Origin of the sequence: Caballeronia arationis, assembly GCF_001544975.2 — a bacterium.
GTDB lineage: Bacteria > Pseudomonadota > Gammaproteobacteria > Burkholderiales > Burkholderiaceae > Caballeronia > Caballeronia arationis.
In genome coordinates this window covers 1-15,158 of record NZ_FCOG02000059.1, presented here as the reverse complement: position 1 = coordinate 15,158, position 15,158 = coordinate 1, and the positions used below count along the sequence as shown (strand labels likewise).

The window sequence follows — 15,158 nt, the reverse complement described above, 5'->3', positions numbered from 1 at the left end:
ATCTTATTATCGACAGAATGAAGCCAGCACGACTGGCAGGACCGCAAGCGGTCTTTAGACCGTCATGATCTCGGCTTCCTTCGACTGAACCAGCTTGTCGATTTCCGCGACGAATTTGTCGGTGAGCTTCTGGACGTCGTCGCCTGCGCGGCGGTCGTCGTCTTCCGAAATCTCCTTGTCCTTCACGAGCTTCTTCAGTTGCTCGTTGGCGTCGCGACGCAGATTGCGCACTGCGATCTTCGCCGTTTCGCCTTCGCTCTTCACGACTTTCGTGAGTTCCTTGCGGCGCTCTTCGGTCAGCGCGGGCATCGGTACGCGGATCAGCTCGCCCTGGGTGGCCGGGTTCAGGCCCAGATCGGATTCGCGGATCGCCTTCTCGACGACCGGCACCATCTTCTTTTCCCACGGCTGGACGCCGATCGTGCGGGCATCGACGAGCGTCATGTTCGCCACTTGCGAGATGGGCACGTTCGAGCCGTAATAATCGACCTGGATATGGTCGAGCAAGCCGGTATGGGCGCGACCCGTGCGGATCTTGGCGAGGTCGGCCTTGAACGCCTCGATCGACCGCTGCATTTTCTGGTCGACGCCCTTTTTAATGTCAGCCACACTCATTTAAACCTCCAAACCTTGGTTACTGGCGATACAGGCGTAAACGGCGCCAGCCTTCGAGCCGCGCCGCGCCCGGATACGCAAGAGTTTACACGTGGACGAGCGTGCCTTCGTCGTCGCCCTGGACGATGCGCTTCAACGCGCCCGCCTTGGTGATGGAAAACACGCGGATCGGCAGCTTCTGGTCGCGGCACAGCGCGAAAGCCGTCGCGTCCATCACCTGCAGATTGCGGCCGATCGCCTCGTCGAAACTGATTGTGCTGTACCGCGTCGCGTCCGGATCCTTCTTCGGGTCGGCGGAGTATACGCCGTCCACCTTGGTCGCTTTCAACACGACTTCCGCGCCGATTTCCGCGCCGCGGAGCGCCGCAGCCGTATCGGTCGTGAAGAACGGGTTGCCCGTGCCGGCCGCGAAAATCACCACTTTGCCTTCTTCGAGCTGGCGAATGGCGCGCGGACGGATATACGGCTCGACCACCTGGTCCATGCGTAGCGCGGACTGCACGCGCGCTTCGATGCCGGCGTGGCGCATGGCGTCCTGCAGCGCGAGCGCGTTCATCATCGTGGCGAGCATGCCCATGTAGTCGGCTGTTGCACGGTCCATGCCGGCCGCGCCGCCCGCGACCCCGCGAAAAATGTTGCCGCCGCCGATCACGACCGCGAGCTGGGTGCCCATGCGCACCACTTCAGCCACATCCGCCACCATCCGTTCGATGGTTGCGCGATTGATGCCGAAAGCATCGTCGCCCATGAGGGCTTCGCCGGAGAGCTTGAGGAGTACGCGTTTGTAGGCTGTGGGCATATGAGGTTCCGATCGCGCCGAGGAGGGTTGCAACAACGTAGAACTGTAGGGGTGAAACGACATTTACGGCAAGCGCGCCAAATTCGGGCATCGGGCGGCCGACCACAAGGGTTAACCCTTATACAACGATCCGATGCCGAACTGGCCGCCTGACTGACTGCCTGGGAACTGGCGGAACGAATGTTCCACCGCGATCCTGCGTGATTCGGGTGCTGCCATGCTGCATTCGCGCGGCGGGCGACCCCGTCGCGCGAAGGGGCTTAGACCTGCTTTGCTGCTGCGACTTGCGCGGCCACTTCGGCTGCGAAGTCGTCCTGACGCTTCTCGATGCCTTCGCCGACCACGAACAGCGCGAACTTCTCAACCGACGCGCCCGCTGCCTTCAGCATCTGTTCGATCGTCTGCTTGTCGTTCTTCACGAACGGCTGGTTCAGCAGCGAGACTTCCTTCAGATATTTCTGCACGCTGCCGTCGACCATCTTCGCGACGATTTCAGCCGGCTTGCCCGATTCGGCGGCCTTCTGCTCGGCGATGCTGCGCTCCTTCGCGATCAGGTCGGCGGGGACTTCGTCCGACGACAGCGAGACCGGCTTCATGGCCGCGACGTGCATCGCGACGTCACGGCCGACCTGCTCGTCCGTGCCCGAGAACTCGACCAGCACGCCGATGCGCGTGCCGTGCAGGTACGAAGCCAGCTTGTTGCTGGTTTCGAAGCGCACGAAACGGCGGATCGACAGGTTTTCGCCGATCTTGCCGACGAGCGCGAGGCGCACGGCGTCAACCGTCGAGCTTTCCAGCGGCAGCGCCGACAGCGCGGCCACGTCGGCCGGGTTGTTCTTCGCCACGATCTCGGCGATGGTCTTGCCGAACGCGAGGAAGTCGTCGTTCTTTGCGACGAAGTCGGTTTCGCAGTTCAGTTCGACGAGCGCGCCCACGCCGCCTTCGACGTGCGCGGTCACGATGCCTTCTGCCGTCACGCGCGATGCCGCCTTGCTCGCCTTGTTGCCGAGCTTCACGCGCAGGAGCTCTTCGGCGCGCGCCATGTCACCGTCGGCTTCCGTCAGCGCCTTCTTGCATTCCATCATCGGCGCGTCGGTCTTCGCGCGCAGTTCTGCCACCATGCTTGCGGTAATTGCCGCCATCATTCGCTCCTTGAGTCTGTTTGATACGTGCCGCCGGCTCGGTGCCCGCGACAGGAATTGGGTCACAGCGAGGTTGCAGCAGCCGCGGCGCCCGCTCGCCGGCCGAAAAATCGGCTCAAAACGGCTTAAAAGAAAAGCGGCTTAAAAAAAAGGGGCCTTCAAGAAAGCCCCCTTTTGTGCCGGATACAGGGCTCGTTATGCCTCTGCGTTGACCTCGACGAACTCGTCGCCTTCGCCGCCGCGAGCGGCCTGGACCACTTCGTTCACCGCGTTCGCACGGCCTTCGAGGATCGCGTCGGCCACGCCTTGCGCGTACAGCGCGACGGCCTTGCTGGCGTCGTCGTTACCCGGGATCACGTAGTCGATGCCTTCCGGCGAGTGGTTCGTGTCGACCACGGCGATGACCGGGATGCCCAGCTTCTTCGCTTCGGTCACGGCAATCTTGTGATAGCCGACGTCGATCACGAAGATCGCGTCCGGAATGCCGCCCATGTCCTTCACGCCGCCGATCGACTTCTGCAGCTTGGCCATTTCGCGTTCGAACAGGAGCGCTTCCTTCTTGCTCATGCGCTCGGTTTCGCCCGATTCCAGCGCTGCTTCCATGTCTTTCAGGCGCTTGATCGAAATCTTCAGCGTCTTGAAGTTGGTCAGCATGCCGCCGAGCCAGCGCGCGTTGACGAACGGCATGCCGGAGCGTTGCGCTTCTTCAGCGACCGTGTCGCGCGACTGGCGCTTCGTGCCGACGAACAGGATCGTGCCGCGATTGGCTGCCAGCTGACGCACGTACTTCAGCGCGTCGTTATAAAGCGGCAGCGTCTTTTCGAGGTTGATGATGTGAATCTTGTTGCGATGACCGAAGATATAGGGGGCCATCTTCGGGTTCCAGAAGCGCGTTTGGTGACCGAAGTGGACACCGGCTTCCAGCATTTGACGCATGGTAACTGCCATGAAATTCTCCGCGAGGGTTGGGTCTTAAGCCGGCTGCCGCATCCTGCGCCCGTTTTTTCTTGCCGGACGCCGGACACCCTGGGTGCGCCGGCTTGCGAATCAAGTCGAAACCTTGGGCCCGCAAGCGTCTGATCGAGATTGATAAGACGAAGACAAGCTTGGTACCGACTTAGCCAAAGAGTATAGCACGCGATGATTACACCGCTCAAGGCGCCCGGATGAGGGAAAACCGGGCGGCGCCGGGCGGCCCGGACGTCGAACCTTGCATCGGCGCGGCCGGGCCCGAAAACCAGGACTGCGCGCGAATCGCTGCGAAAAAGGAAAAATCCGCTTTACGAGGCCGCCTCGCGCCTCGCGCCCCTCTGCGGCACGCCTCGCAAGGTGCGATAATGCCGCTTTCGCGCGAAAGCGCCGCCTACACGATTTTTCCTGACAAGTCATGTCCATTACGCTGAAAAACGACCACGACATCGCAGAAATGCGCGTCGCCTGCCGGCTCGCCAGCGAGGTGCTCGATTTCATCACGCCGCACATCGTGGCGGGCGTGACCACCGGCGAACTCGACCGCCTATGCCACGAATACATGGTGAAGGAACAGGGCACCGTGCCCGCGCCGCTGAACTACCAGCCGCCCGGCTACCCGCCCTATCCGAAGGCGACCTGCATTTCCGTAAACGACGTGATCTGCCACGGCATCCCTGGCGAGAAGGCGCTGAAGAACGGCGACGCCCTCAATATCGACGTTACGGTCATCAAGAACGGCTATTTCGGCGATACGAGCCGCATGTTCGTCGTGGGCGAAGGGTCCATTCTAGCGAAGCGTCTCGTGCAGACCACCTTCGACTGCATGTGGCTCGGCATCGATCAGGTGCGCCCCGGCGCGCGCCTGGGCGATATCGGGGCCGCGATCCAGAAGCACGCGGAGTCGCAGGGCTACAGCGTCGTGCGCGAATATTGCGGCCACGGCATCGGCCAGGTGTTCCACGAGGAGCCGCAGGTGCTGCACTACGGGCGCCCGGGCACGGGCATCGAACTGGAAGCCGGCATGATCTTCACCGTCGAGCCGATGATCAACGCCGGGCGCCGCGACATCCGCACGATGCCCGATCAGTGGACCGTGAAGACACGCGATCGCAGTCTGTCGGCGCAGTGGGAGCATACGGTGCTCGTCACGCCGACGGGTTACGAAGTGCTGACGGTCTCGGCGGGAACGCAGGCTCCGTCGCAACTGATCGCCGCGACGGCTTGACGCGGCGGCGCGGCCTGCCGCACGCGAAGTTCATCCGAATCCCGATTCCGCGCCCCTTTCGAGGCAACGCATGAAGAGTCAGACCAGCTTTCCGCCACATCCGGTGCAACCCGGCGCTCGCGCGGCCTAGTGCAGAGCGCAAGCACACTCCCGCCGGCAAGCGGACGTCGGACGCGATCGTCCGCTCCATTCAACCGCTCCCTCCCCATTTCCGCCCATGAGCGTTACAGCCGTCGCCCCGCCCTGTGAATCGCTGAAAGCCGCTTTCAAGTCGGAGAAGGCCGCGCTGCTGGAGCGCTTCCAGACCGCCTCGAACGTCGATTCGCTGATGCACGCCCTCGCCCGCGCCACCGACGACGCGCTGCGCGGCGCCTGGGACGCCTGCGGGATGCCGTCGTGGGCGGCGCTCGTCGCGGTCGGCGGCTACGGACGCGGCGAACTCGCGCCGTATTCCGACGTCGACATCCTCGTGCTGCTGCCGGACCACAAGCCGGCCGACTCCGGCGATGCCGAACTCACCGCGCGCATCGAGCGCTTCATCGGCATGGCGTGGGACATCGGGCTCGACATCGGCAGCAGCGTGCGCTCGGTCGCGCAATGCATCGACGAAGCGAGCAACGACGTGACCGTGCTCACGTCGCTCCTGGAAGCGCGGCGCGTCTGGGGCGACACGCCGCTGTTCCAGGTATTTCGCGAGCGCTACCAGCAGACGCTCGACCCGCGCGCGTTCTTCCAGGCGAAAGTGCTGGAAATGCGCCAGCGGCACGCCAAATTCCAGGACACGCCATACAGCCTTGAGCCGAACGTCAAGGAAAGCCCTGGCGGCCTGCGCGACCTGCAACTCATTTTGTGGATCTCGCGGGCGGCGGGCTTCGGCAGCAGCTGGCGCGAACTCGATCTGCGCGGCCTCATCACCGAACGCGAAGCGCGCGAACTGCGCCGCAATGAAGGCTTTCTGAAGGCGCTGCGTGCGCGCCTGCACGTGATCGCGAAGCGCCGGCAGGACATTCTCGTGTTCGACCTGCAGACGTCGCTCGCCGAGAGCTTCGGCTTCCAGGCGACCGCGACCAAGCGCGCGAGCGAGCAGTTGATGCGCCGTTACTACTGGGCGGCGAAAGCGGTGACGCAGCTCGCGACCATCCTGATCCAGAACGTCGAGGCGCAACTGTTCCCGTCGACGAGCGGCATTACGCGCGTGATCTCGGAGCGCTTCGTCGAGAAGCAGGGCATGCTGGAAATCGCCCGCGACGACGTGTTCGAACGCGAACCGCACGCGATTCTCGAAGCATTCCTGCTCTACGAACAGACGCGCGGCGTGAAGGGCTTTTCTGCGCGCACGCTGCGCGCCATCTACAACGCGCGCGACCTGATGGACCGCGACTGGCGGCGCGATCCCGAAAACCGCCGGCTCTTCATGGAGATCCTGAAGCAGCCGGAAGGCATCACGCACGCGTTTCGGCTCATGAACCAGACGAGCGTGCTCGGGCGCTATCTGCTGAATTTCCGGCGCATCGTCGGGCAGATGCAGCACGACCTGTATCACGTCTACACGGTCGACCAGCACATCCTGATGGTGCTGCGCAATCTCAGGCGCTTCGCGATCGCCGAGCATGCGCACGAGTATCCGTTCTGCAGCCAGATAATTGGCAATTTCGAGCGTCCGTGGGTGCTCTACGTGGCCTCGCTCTTTCACGACATCGCGAAGGGCCGTGGCGGCGATCACTCGACGCTCGGCATGGTCGACGCGCGGCGTTTCTGCCGTGAGCACGGCATCGGCACCGAGGACAGCGCGCTGATCGTCTGGCTCGTCGAGCAGCATCTGACGATGAGCCAGGTCGCGCAGAAGCAGGACACGAGCGATCCCGAAGTGATCAAGCAGTTTGCCGCGCTGGTAAAAAACGAACGGCGGCTGTCCGCGCTTTATCTTTTGACCGTCGCCGACATTCGCGGCACCAGCCCGAAGGTCTGGAACGCGTGGAAAGGCAAGCTGCTCGAAGATCTCTACCGCGCGACGCGGGCCGTGCTCGGCGGCGCCGAACCCGACGCGCATTCGGAACTGAAGTCGCGCCAGGAAGAGGCGCTCGCGCTCCTGCGCCTCGAAACCGTGCCCGAACACGCGCAGCGCCGGCTGTGGGACCAGCTCGACGTCGGCTATTTCCTGCGCCACGATGCCGCCGATATCGCGTGGCAGACGCGCGTGCTCTACAAGCACGTCGAAAGCATCAAGCCAATCGTGCGCGCGCGGCCGTCGCCGATCGGCGCAGGGTTGCAGGTGCTCGTGTACGTAAAGGATAGTCCGGATCTTTTCGCCGCGATCTGCGGCTATTTCGACAAGAACGGCCTGTCCGTGCTCGACGCGCGCGTGACGACGACGCGTCACGGCTACGCGCTCGACAACTTTCTGGTCGCGCATCCGGACCATGACGGGCATTATCGCGACATCGCGAATCTGGTCGAGGAGCAACTGAGCACCTTGCTCACGGCCGAACGCAACTTGCCGGAGCCGTCGAAGGGACGGCTGTCGCGGCTCGTACGCACCTTTCCGATCACACCGCGCGTGGACCTGCGTCCCGACGAGCGCGGCCAGTACTACATCCTGTCCGTGTCGGCGAACGACCGTCAGGGCCTCCTTTATTCGATCGCGCGGGTTCTGGCGCAACACCGGATCGGCGTGCAGGCCGCGCGGATCAACACGCTCGGCGAACGCGTCGAGGACGTTTTCCTGCTCGACGGCAAAGGCCTTTCCAGCAACCGGACCCAGATTCAGGTCGAAACCGAACTGCTGCGCGCGATCGCAGCCTGAGAAATTATGCGCGTCAAACTGACAGCCAAACATCCGCGCCCGGCGACGCCGGCGCGTTCCCCCGTTCGTTCCGGCAGCGCTGCCGGGCGCAAGCCCGTGAGGGCCGAAGCACCGGCCGGACCGCGGCCCGCGGGGCCAAAGGCCGGCGCAGCGCGTGGCGATCGCTCCGGAAGCACCGCCGAGCGCCGCCCGTTCAAGTCGCGTGGCGACGATTCGCGATCCGCTGGCGGTGAACGAGGTCCGCGTCCGTCGTTTGGCGACCGTGGCGCGCCGCGTGGCGATCGCTCCGGAAGTAGCGACGAACGTCGTCCGTTCAAATCGCGCGGCGACGATTCGCGGTCTGCCGGCGGTGAGCGCGGTCCGCGTCCGTCGTTTGGTGATCGCAGCGCGCCGCGTGGCGATCGCTCCGGAAGCACCGACGAGCGTCGTCCGTTCAAGTCGCGTGGCGACGATTCGCGATCCGCTAGCGGTGAACGCGGCCCGCGCCCGTCCTTTGGCGACCGTGGCGCGCCGCGTGGCGATCGCTCCGGAAGCACCGACGAGCGTCGTCCGTTCAAGTCGCGTGGCGACGATTCGCGCCCGCCGCGGCCGTCCTTGGACCGTCCGCGTCGTGACAACGACCGCCCGTCGGCAAAACCCACGCCGAAGCCCGCAGCAAAACCCGCCGACACGCCCCCCTCCCCCGCCCGCGTCGCGCGCGCCGGCGAGGAAGGCCTCGTGCGCCTGTCGAAGGTGATGTCCGAGCTCGGCCTGTGCTCGCGTCGCGAAGCCGACGAGTGGATCGAAAAAGGCTGGGTGCTCGTCGACGGCGTGGTGATCGACACGCTCGGCACGCGAATCCGCCCGGATCAGAACATCGAAATCCTGCCCGCGGCGCACGCGGTCCAATCGCAACTGGTCACGATCCTGATCCACAAGCCGGTCGGCTATGTCTCGGGCCAGGCCGAAGACGGCTATCAACCCGCAGTCACGCTGATCAATCCGTCGAATCATTGGGCCGAGGATCATTCCGGCATCCGGTTTTCGCCGAACCATCTGCGCACGCTGGCGCCGGCCGGGCGCCTCGACATCGATTCCACGGGGCTTCTCGTCCTCACGCAGGACGGCCGCGTCGCGAAGCAACTGATCGGCGGCCATTCGGAAGTCGACAAGGAATATCTCGTGCGCGTGAAATTCGGCGAGCACACGATCGATGTCGACAAGCATCTGCCGGACGAGAGCCTTGCGCTCCTGCGCCATGGACTGGAACTGGACGGCGTGCCGCTCAAGACGGCCCAGGTGAGCTGGCAGAACGGCGAACAACTGCGCTTCGTGCTGCGCGAAGGCAAGAAGCGCCAGATCCGCCGCATGTGCGAATTGGTCGGCCTCGAAGTCGTGGGTTTGAAACGCATCCGCATGGGACACGTCACGCTCGGCGAACTGCCCGCCGGACAATGGCGTTATCTGGGGGCGGATGAGACGTTCTGATTCGCGCAGCAACCGCTAAACGATCGCGAGCCGCCCGCCAAAAATGCGTCGCGAAAAAACGACGCAAATACTTAAATCGACGCGCATGCACCCCAATCGTGCGCGTCGATTTTTTTTTGAATTTTGTTTAAAGAAAATATGTCATCCATCCGATAGGCAGGTAACGCCCTTTTTACCGCCTGGAGGGCGCGTTTTCATGCTTCAGACGTCATTGGGGAGAACCGCCATGTCAGTTGAGATCATTGTTCGCGAAACGAAATCCGGCCTCGAAATAATCAGCGGCCGACGACGGCTCGACGCGCTGCTCGCCCTTCGCGACGAAGTCGTCGTGATGAGCCCTGGCATCGGCGAGGTCGTGATCGCGCGCCTTCCGGACGGGCGGCTCCAGGCCTCGGCAAACCCCGAGCACGTCAAGCTATTCCGCCAGCCGGACATCGGCAGCAAAAAGACGTTTGCATGAACGAAGGCCGCTCCCCGGAGCGGCCTTCTGCGTAATCGGCAAATCGCGGGTGGCCCGATGGCCGCGGCGACGCTCAGTCGTCCCGCGGCGCGTCGAGTCCCGGGAAGAGCACCTCGGTGAAGCCGAACTTCGAGAAGTCCGTGATGCGCATCGGATAAAGCTTGCCGATCAGGTGGTCGCACTCGTGCTGGACGACGCGCGCGTGAAAACCTTCGGCGAGCCGCTCGATCGCGCCGCCGAACTGGTCGAAGCCCTGGTAGCGGATCATCGAGTAACGCTGCACGGCGCCACGCAGGCCGGGCACCGAGAGGCAACCCTCCCAGCCCTCTTCCATGTCGTGCGAATTCGGCGTCACGATCGGATTGATCAGCACCGTCTCCGGCACGGATGGCGCGTCCGGGTAGCGCTCGTTGTAGCCGAAACCGAAGATCACGACCTGCAGGTCGACACCAATCTGCGGCGCGGCGAGCCCCGCGCCGTTCGCGTCACGCATCGTGTCGAACATGTCCTGCACGAGCGCGTGCAGTTCCGGCGTATCGAAATGTTCGACCGGCTGCGCGATGCGCAAGAGCCGCGGATCACCCATCTTCAGAATTTCGCGAATCATGGAGTCACTCCTTCCAAAAGCCTGCGCATACCGTCTTCGTCGAGCACGGGGATGCCGAGTTCCTCGGCTTTGACGAGCTTGCTGCCCGCCTCCGCCCCCGCCACCACGTAATCGGTCTTTTTGGACACCGAGCCGGCCACCTTCGCCCCGGCAGCCTCCAGCATTTCCTTCGCCTCCTCGCGCGAGAGCGCCGGCAGCGTGCCCGTCAGCACGACCGTCTTGCCCGCCAGCACGCCCTGCGGCGCCTTCGGTGCGGGCGGCCCTTCGGGCCACGACACCTTCGCGCGCAACTGCTCGATCACGTGCTGGTTGTGCTCTTCGGCGAAAAAGTTGTGGATCGATTCCGCGACGACCGGCCCGACGTCGTTCACTTCCAGCAATTCCTCGACCGAAGCCGCGATGATCGGATCGAGCGAGCCGAAGTGCTTCGCGAGATCCTTCGCGGTCGTTTCGCCCACATGGCGGATGCCGAGCGCGTAGATAAAGCGCGCGAGCGTCGTCTTCTGCGCCTTTTCGAGCGAATCGAGCAGGTTTTGCGCAGATTTGTCGGCGAAACGGTCGAGCGCGGAGAGCGTCGAAAAGCCGAGATGGAAGAGATCGGCGGGCGTGCGCACGAGATTCTGCTCGACCAGTTGGTCGATGATCTTTTCGCCGAGACCGTCGATGTCGAGCGCACGGCGTTGCGCGAAGTGCCACAGCGCCTGCTTCCTCTGCGCGGGACAAAAGAGGCCGCCCGTGCAGCGTGCGATCGCTTCGTCCGGCAGGCGCTCGATCTTCGAGCCGCACACCGGGCATTCGGTCGGCATCACGAACTCGCGGGCGTCGTCGGGACGGCGGTCCAGGATCGCGCCGACCACTTCCGGAATCACGTCGCCCGCGCGCCGCACGATCACCGTATCGCCGATGCGGATGTCCTTGCGACGAACCTCGTCCTCGTTGTGCAGTGTCGCGTTCGTGACCGTCGCGCCGCCGACGAAGATCGGTGCGAGCCGCGCCACCGGCGTGATCGCGCCCGTTCGGCCGACCTGCACGTCGATTGCGAGCAGCTGCGTGAGCGCTTCCTGCGCCGGAAACTTGTGCGCGAGCGCGAAGCGCGGCGCGCGCGAGACGAAACCGAGCTTGTCCTGCTCCTCGCGCCGGTTGACCTTGTAGACGACGCCGTCGATGTCGTACGGCAGGCCGTCGCGCTTCTCTCCCGTCTTGCCGAAGAAATCGAGCAGCCCTTCGGCGCCTTCGACGACGCCGCGCTCCGAATTCACCGGCAAACCCATCTCGCTGTACCAGTCGAGCAGCGCCGAGTGCGTCGGCGGCATGTCGGCGCCTTCCAGCACTCCGATCCCGTACGCGAAGAACGACAGCGGCCGCTGCGCCGTCATCTTCGGATCGAGCTGGCGAAGGCTGCCCGCCGCCGCATTGCGCGGATTCGCGAATTCGCGCTGCTCGGCCTCGCGCTGGCGCGCATTGAGCTTGTCGAAATCGCGCTTGAACATCAGCGCCTCGCCGCGCACGTCGAGCCGTTTCGGCACGTTCCTCCCCTTCAGCTTCAGCGGGATCGAGCGGATCGTGCGCACGTTGGCCGTGACGTCTTCGCCGGTCGCGCCGTCGCCGCGCGTGGCGGCCTGCACGAGATGGCCGTCGTCATAGCGCAGCGAAATGGCGAGGCCGTCGAACTTCAGCTCGCACGCGTACTGCACCGGCGCGTAACCGAGCGCCTCGGACACGCGCTTGTCGAACGCGACGATGTCTTCGTCGGCAAAGCCGTTGTTGAGCGACAGCATCGGCACGTCGTGGACGACCGGCTCGAAGCCCGCCGCCACCTGGCCGCCGACGCGCTGCGTGGGCGAATCCGGCGTGATCAGATCGGGCTGGTCGGCTTCGATCTGCTGCAGTTCCTTGAAGATCGTGTCGTATTCGGCGTCGGGCAGGTCCGGCTGGTCGAGCACGTAGTACGCGTAGTTCGCGCGCTCCAGTTCCGAACGCAGCCAGGCGGCGCGCTCCGCCGGCCGCTCGGCGCCCGGCACGGGGGCCACGGATTTCGATTTGACGGCGGATTCGGCTTTTGTTTTGGCGGACATGCGTGGCAAGACAGGGTGTGTGGCAAGGGAGAAGAAATCCGGTCGTTCGATTGTCTCAGAAGATCGGTAAATCGTGGCATCGGCCGGATGGCCAACCCGAGCGGGGCCGTGCGGACACGCACAAAAAATCGCGCCCCGATCCAGTTCGACTCGGGAGCGCGATTGCGTGGTTCAGGCGGCGCCCGGGACGCCTACTGACTGAAGAGCCGCCGCGTCGCGGGCGAACCCGCCGGGATGCCGGCCTGCTCCAGCTTCGCGTAGAGCGTCATCAACTGCTTTTCGATGGCGAGCAGCGCCGATTCCGGCAGCGGCCGGCGCTGGTCGTCAACGACGCGTGCACCGATGCGCTCGGACAGCGACTTCGCGTAATCGCACATCAGGCGGAACGGGAGGATGTCTTCATCGGCGACCGGCACGTCGAGCACCAGTGTGATCATCTGGCCGCCCTTGTACGTAAGGTCGTCGCGCAGGAAGTTGGTGTCGCCGAACTGGAGCATGAAGACCGGGTTCTGCTTCGCGTCGAGCTTGACGAAGCGCGTGCCGTCGCGCGAGAGCAGCAGGCCGTCCTGCGACGCCACTGCCTGCACGTAGTTAGCCGACCACGGCGCGCCGTCCGAAAGGATGTTGATCGACAACTGCGCGTCGCACTGAGCGGCGAACGCATCGAGTTCGCGCGCCATGCCGACCGTCTCCAGCATGTCGGGAAATTCGGGCGCGCCGTCGATGGCGTCGGCGAAACGCTGCACGCCCGTCACGAACTCGGAGAACTCCAGTTCGTTGAGCGGCCCGCTGCGGTTCGCGAGTTGCGCCGCCGCGCGCAGTTCGTCGTAACGCGCGCCGTTCTTGAGCAATTCCCACGTGGACTCGCCTTCGGGCTTGCCCTCGATGTTCACCGGCTTGGTCCCCGCGCGACGCAGGCGCTGCGCGAGCGGCACGAGCTTGTCGCCGGCGATCGGCGCGGTCAGCCGGATCGGCACGACACAGTCGATACGCCGGTCGACGAGTGCGGGCGGCGCCGAAGAGATCGTCGTCGCGGCGGGCACGATCGGTTCTTGCGACTCTTCGCTTTCGACAGGCGGCTCGCCATTGGTCGACGTCGCTTCGGCCTGGAGATCAACGGCAGTATCGGCCGGCGCAACACCGGGCATCGGCGCGCCGCCGAAGCTCGGCTCGACGCGCGCTTCGCTCTTTTCCTGGCCGGTGGACTCGCCCATAGCGGGCTCGCGGCGCGCGGGCCGCACCGGTTCGATGAACGGATGCTCCTCGTCCGCCTCCTGGCGGGCGAGCGAATCCGCTGCTTCGTCGGGCATCGGGCGAGGCATCCTGCGACGCACCTTCGCGCTCTGCCACGCGTTGTAGACCACGACGCCGCCCACCACCACGGCACCGGCGCCGATCAAACCGAGTGTCAACTCGTCCATGCACGCTCCATCATTCTTTCTGGTTGCGATGCGCCGCGCGATCTGTCGCGCACGCTGTCTTCAGCGTGCGCCGACTCCGCGCCTCGCGCGTAAGGCCGGAACGCTGTTCCGGCCTCCTCTGGGTTCAATGTCTTTCAGCCAGCATTCTGTGCGAATCCGGCCGCGGATTCCATGTCCACGGCAACGATCCGCGACACGCCTTGCTCCTGCATCGTCACGCCGATCAGCTGCTGCGCCATTTCCATCGCGATCTTGTTGTGCGAGATGAACAGGAACTGCGTCTTCGCCGCCATCGCGCGCACGAGATTCGTGAAGCGCTCGGTATTGGCGTCGTCGAGCGGCGCGTCCACTTCGTCAAGCAGACAGAACGGCGCCGGATTCAACTGGAACATCGCGAAGACGAGCGCGGTAGCCGTCAGCGCCTTCTCGCCGCCCGAAAGCAGGTGGATCGTCGAATTCTTCTTGCCGGGCGGTTGCGCCATCACCTGCACGCCGGCGTCGAGAATTTCGTCGCCGGTCATGATGAGCTTCGCCTGTCCGCCGCCGAAAAGACGCGGGAACAGGTCACCGAAATGGCGGTTCACCTCGTCGAAGGTGCCTTGCAGCAGCGCGCGCGTTTCCTGGTCGATCTTGTGGATCGCGTCTTCCAGCGTGCCGATCGCGTTGTTCAGGTCGGCCGACTGGGCGTCGAGGAAGTCCTTTCGCTGCGTGGCCGCCGCGAGCTCGTCGAGCGCGGCCATGTTGACGGGCCCGAGCGCCGCGATCGCGTTGTTCAGGCGCGTGACTTCGCCCTGCAGATAAGACGGCTTCAGGTCCGGCGTGAGCTTCGCCTTCAGGTCGGCTTCGTCGACACCCGCGGCCTGCAACTGTTCGACGAACTGCTCGCCGCTGATGCGCGCCGCCTGCTCCTTCAACTGCAATTCGTTGATGCGGTCGCGCAGCGGCTGCAGCGAACGCTCGACGCTCAGGCGCGCCTCGTCGGACTGACGCAGGCGCGCGGTCAGGTCGTCTAGTTCGATGCGCGCCGCGTGGAGCGACTCTTCCTTCGCCGCCCGAATGTCGAGCGCGTCCTGCAGGCCGGCTTGCGCGGTCTGCTCGTTGATCGTTTCGAGTTCGGCGCGCGCGTCTTCGAGCGCGCCCGCGACGCGTTCGCTCTGGTCGTGCGCGGTGTCGATATTGCGCTTGTATTCCTCGATCTTCGCCGCGAGGCCGCGCACCGCGAAGCTCGCGTCGCTCGCCGCGCGTTCCAGATCGCGTGCTTCCTGACGCGCGTTTGTAAGCGTCTCGTCGAGCGCTTCGAACGCGAGCTGGTTGTCTTCGAAGCGCGCCTGCAGTTCGGCGAGTTCGGCGTCGTGACGCTCGAAGTTCGCTTCGGATTCCGCCCGCAATGCACGCTGTTCGTCGATCTGCGCCTTGATTTCTTCGAGTTCCTCGCGGATCTGCGTGCTGCGCTGCGTGTAGCGCTCGTGCGCCTGCGTGAGCTTCAGCACGTCGAGTTGCAGCGCGTGGACGCGCTGCGTCGCGCGCTCCGCGGCCGAGCGCGCATCCGAGAGCGCCTGCGACGCCTGCGTA

12 protein-coding genes are annotated in these 15,158 nt (G+C 64.6%); 4 read left to right on the top strand and 8 right to left on the bottom strand.

Annotated elements, in window-relative coordinates:
- Positions 1-54: 54 nt before the first annotated feature.
- The 4 genes from frr to rpsB all read right to left on the bottom strand — a co-directional run bounded on the left by frr (position 55) and on the right by rpsB (position 3,504).
- Positions 55-615 (bottom strand): ribosome recycling factor, encoded by a 561-nt coding sequence (frr, locus tag AWB81_RS26805; protein ID WP_062639556.1) that lies wholly within the window; start codon positions 613-615, stop codon positions 55-57.
- Positions 616-700: 85 nt separating this feature from the next.
- Positions 701-1,414, bottom strand: a complete 714-nt coding sequence (gene pyrH / locus AWB81_RS26800; RefSeq protein ID WP_062639555.1) for a UMP kinase — start codon at positions 1,412-1,414, stop codon at positions 701-703.
- 260 nt (positions 1,415-1,674) lie between these two features.
- A complete protein-coding gene (gene tsf, locus AWB81_RS26795; RefSeq protein ID WP_062639554.1) occupies positions 1,675-2,556 on the bottom strand; it encodes a translation elongation factor Ts in 882 nt (293 codons plus the stop codon).
- Positions 2,557-2,751: 195 nt separating this feature from the next.
- Positions 2,752-3,504 (bottom strand): 30S ribosomal protein S2, encoded by a 753-nt coding sequence (rpsB, locus tag AWB81_RS26790; RefSeq protein WP_062639553.1) that lies wholly within the window; start codon positions 3,502-3,504, stop codon positions 2,752-2,754.
- A gap of 439 nt (positions 3,505-3,943) precedes the next feature.
- On the opposite strand from rpsB, the gene map reads away from it, so the two are divergent.
- The 4 genes from map to AWB81_RS26770 all read left to right on the top strand — a co-directional run bounded on the left by map (position 3,944) and on the right by AWB81_RS26770 (position 9,483).
- Positions 3,944-4,753 carry a type I methionyl aminopeptidase gene (gene map / locus AWB81_RS26785; protein WP_062639552.1) on the top strand — a complete coding sequence of 270 codons (810 nt, stop codon included), beginning with the start codon at positions 3,944-3,946 and terminating at the stop codon, positions 4,751-4,753.
- A 217-nt stretch (positions 4,754-4,970) separates the two neighbouring features.
- Positions 4,971-7,556, top strand: a complete 2,586-nt coding sequence (locus AWB81_RS26780) for a [protein-PII] uridylyltransferase (RefSeq protein WP_062639551.1) — start codon at positions 4,971-4,973, stop codon at positions 7,554-7,556.
- A gap of 594 nt (positions 7,557-8,150) precedes the next feature.
- Complete coding sequence (locus tag AWB81_RS48525) at positions 8,151-9,023, top strand: pseudouridine synthase (RefSeq protein ID WP_327372519.1); 873 nt, start codon at positions 8,151-8,153, stop codon at positions 9,021-9,023.
- A gap of 226 nt (positions 9,024-9,249) precedes the next feature.
- The gene (locus AWB81_RS26770; RefSeq protein ID WP_062639550.1) at positions 9,250-9,483 is read left to right on the top strand and encodes a hypothetical protein; all 234 of its coding nucleotides are present in this window, start codon (positions 9,250-9,252) and stop codon (positions 9,481-9,483) included.
- A gap of 73 nt (positions 9,484-9,556) precedes the next feature.
- On the opposite strand, the gene def is transcribed toward AWB81_RS26770, so the two are convergent.
- The 4 genes from def to AWB81_RS26750 form a co-directional block, all read right to left on the bottom strand.
- Positions 9,557-10,090 (bottom strand): peptide deformylase, encoded by a 534-nt coding sequence (gene def / locus AWB81_RS26765; protein WP_062639549.1) that lies wholly within the window; start codon positions 10,088-10,090, stop codon positions 9,557-9,559.
- Entirely contained in the window at positions 10,087-12,165 is a 2,079-nt protein-coding gene (gene ligA, locus AWB81_RS26760; protein WP_062639548.1) for an NAD-dependent DNA ligase LigA, read from the bottom strand. Before ligA ends, def begins: the two co-directional genes overlap by 4 nt.
- Positions 12,166-12,356: 191 nt before the next feature.
- Positions 12,357-13,586, bottom strand: coding sequence for a cell division protein ZipA C-terminal FtsZ-binding domain-containing protein (locus AWB81_RS26755; protein ID WP_062639547.1), 1,230 nt, complete (start codon positions 13,584-13,586; stop codon positions 12,357-12,359).
- 134 nt (positions 13,587-13,720) lie between these two features.
- Positions 13,721-15,158, bottom strand: a 1,438-nt coding sequence (locus AWB81_RS26750) for a coiled-coil domain-containing protein (protein ID WP_159938943.1), incomplete at its 5' end; no start/stop codon positions are given.

Excerpts from the sequence above, each read along its gene's own strand:
- frr (WP_062639556.1), bottom strand. The coding sequence starts at position 615 with ATGAGTGTGGCTGACATTAAAAAGGGCGTCGACCAGAAAATGCAGCGG.
- pyrH (WP_062639555.1), bottom strand. The coding sequence starts at position 1,414 with ATGCCCACAGCCTACAAACGCGTACTCCTCAAGCTCTCCGGCGAAGCC.
- tsf (WP_062639554.1), bottom strand. The coding sequence starts at position 2,556 with ATGGCGGCAATTACCGCAAGCATGGTGGCAGAACTGCGCGCGAAGACC.
- rpsB (WP_062639553.1), bottom strand. The coding sequence starts at position 3,504 with ATGGCAGTTACCATGCGTCAAATGCTGGAAGCCGGTGTCCACTTCGGT.
- map (WP_062639552.1), top strand. The coding sequence starts at position 3,944 with ATGTCCATTACGCTGAAAAACGACCACGACATCGCAGAAATGCGCGTC.
- AWB81_RS26780 (WP_062639551.1), top strand. The coding sequence starts at position 4,971 with ATGAGCGTTACAGCCGTCGCCCCGCCCTGTGAATCGCTGAAAGCCGCT.
- AWB81_RS26770 (WP_062639550.1), top strand. The coding sequence starts at position 9,250 with ATGTCAGTTGAGATCATTGTTCGCGAAACGAAATCCGGCCTCGAAATA.
- def (WP_062639549.1), bottom strand. The coding sequence starts at position 10,090 with ATGATTCGCGAAATTCTGAAGATGGGTGATCCGCGGCTCTTGCGCATC.
- ligA (WP_062639548.1), bottom strand. The coding sequence starts at position 12,165 with ATGTCCGCCAAAACAAAAGCCGAATCCGCCGTCAAATCGAAATCCGTG.
- AWB81_RS26755 (WP_062639547.1), bottom strand. The coding sequence starts at position 13,586 with ATGGACGAGTTGACACTCGGTTTGATCGGCGCCGGTGCCGTGGTGGTG.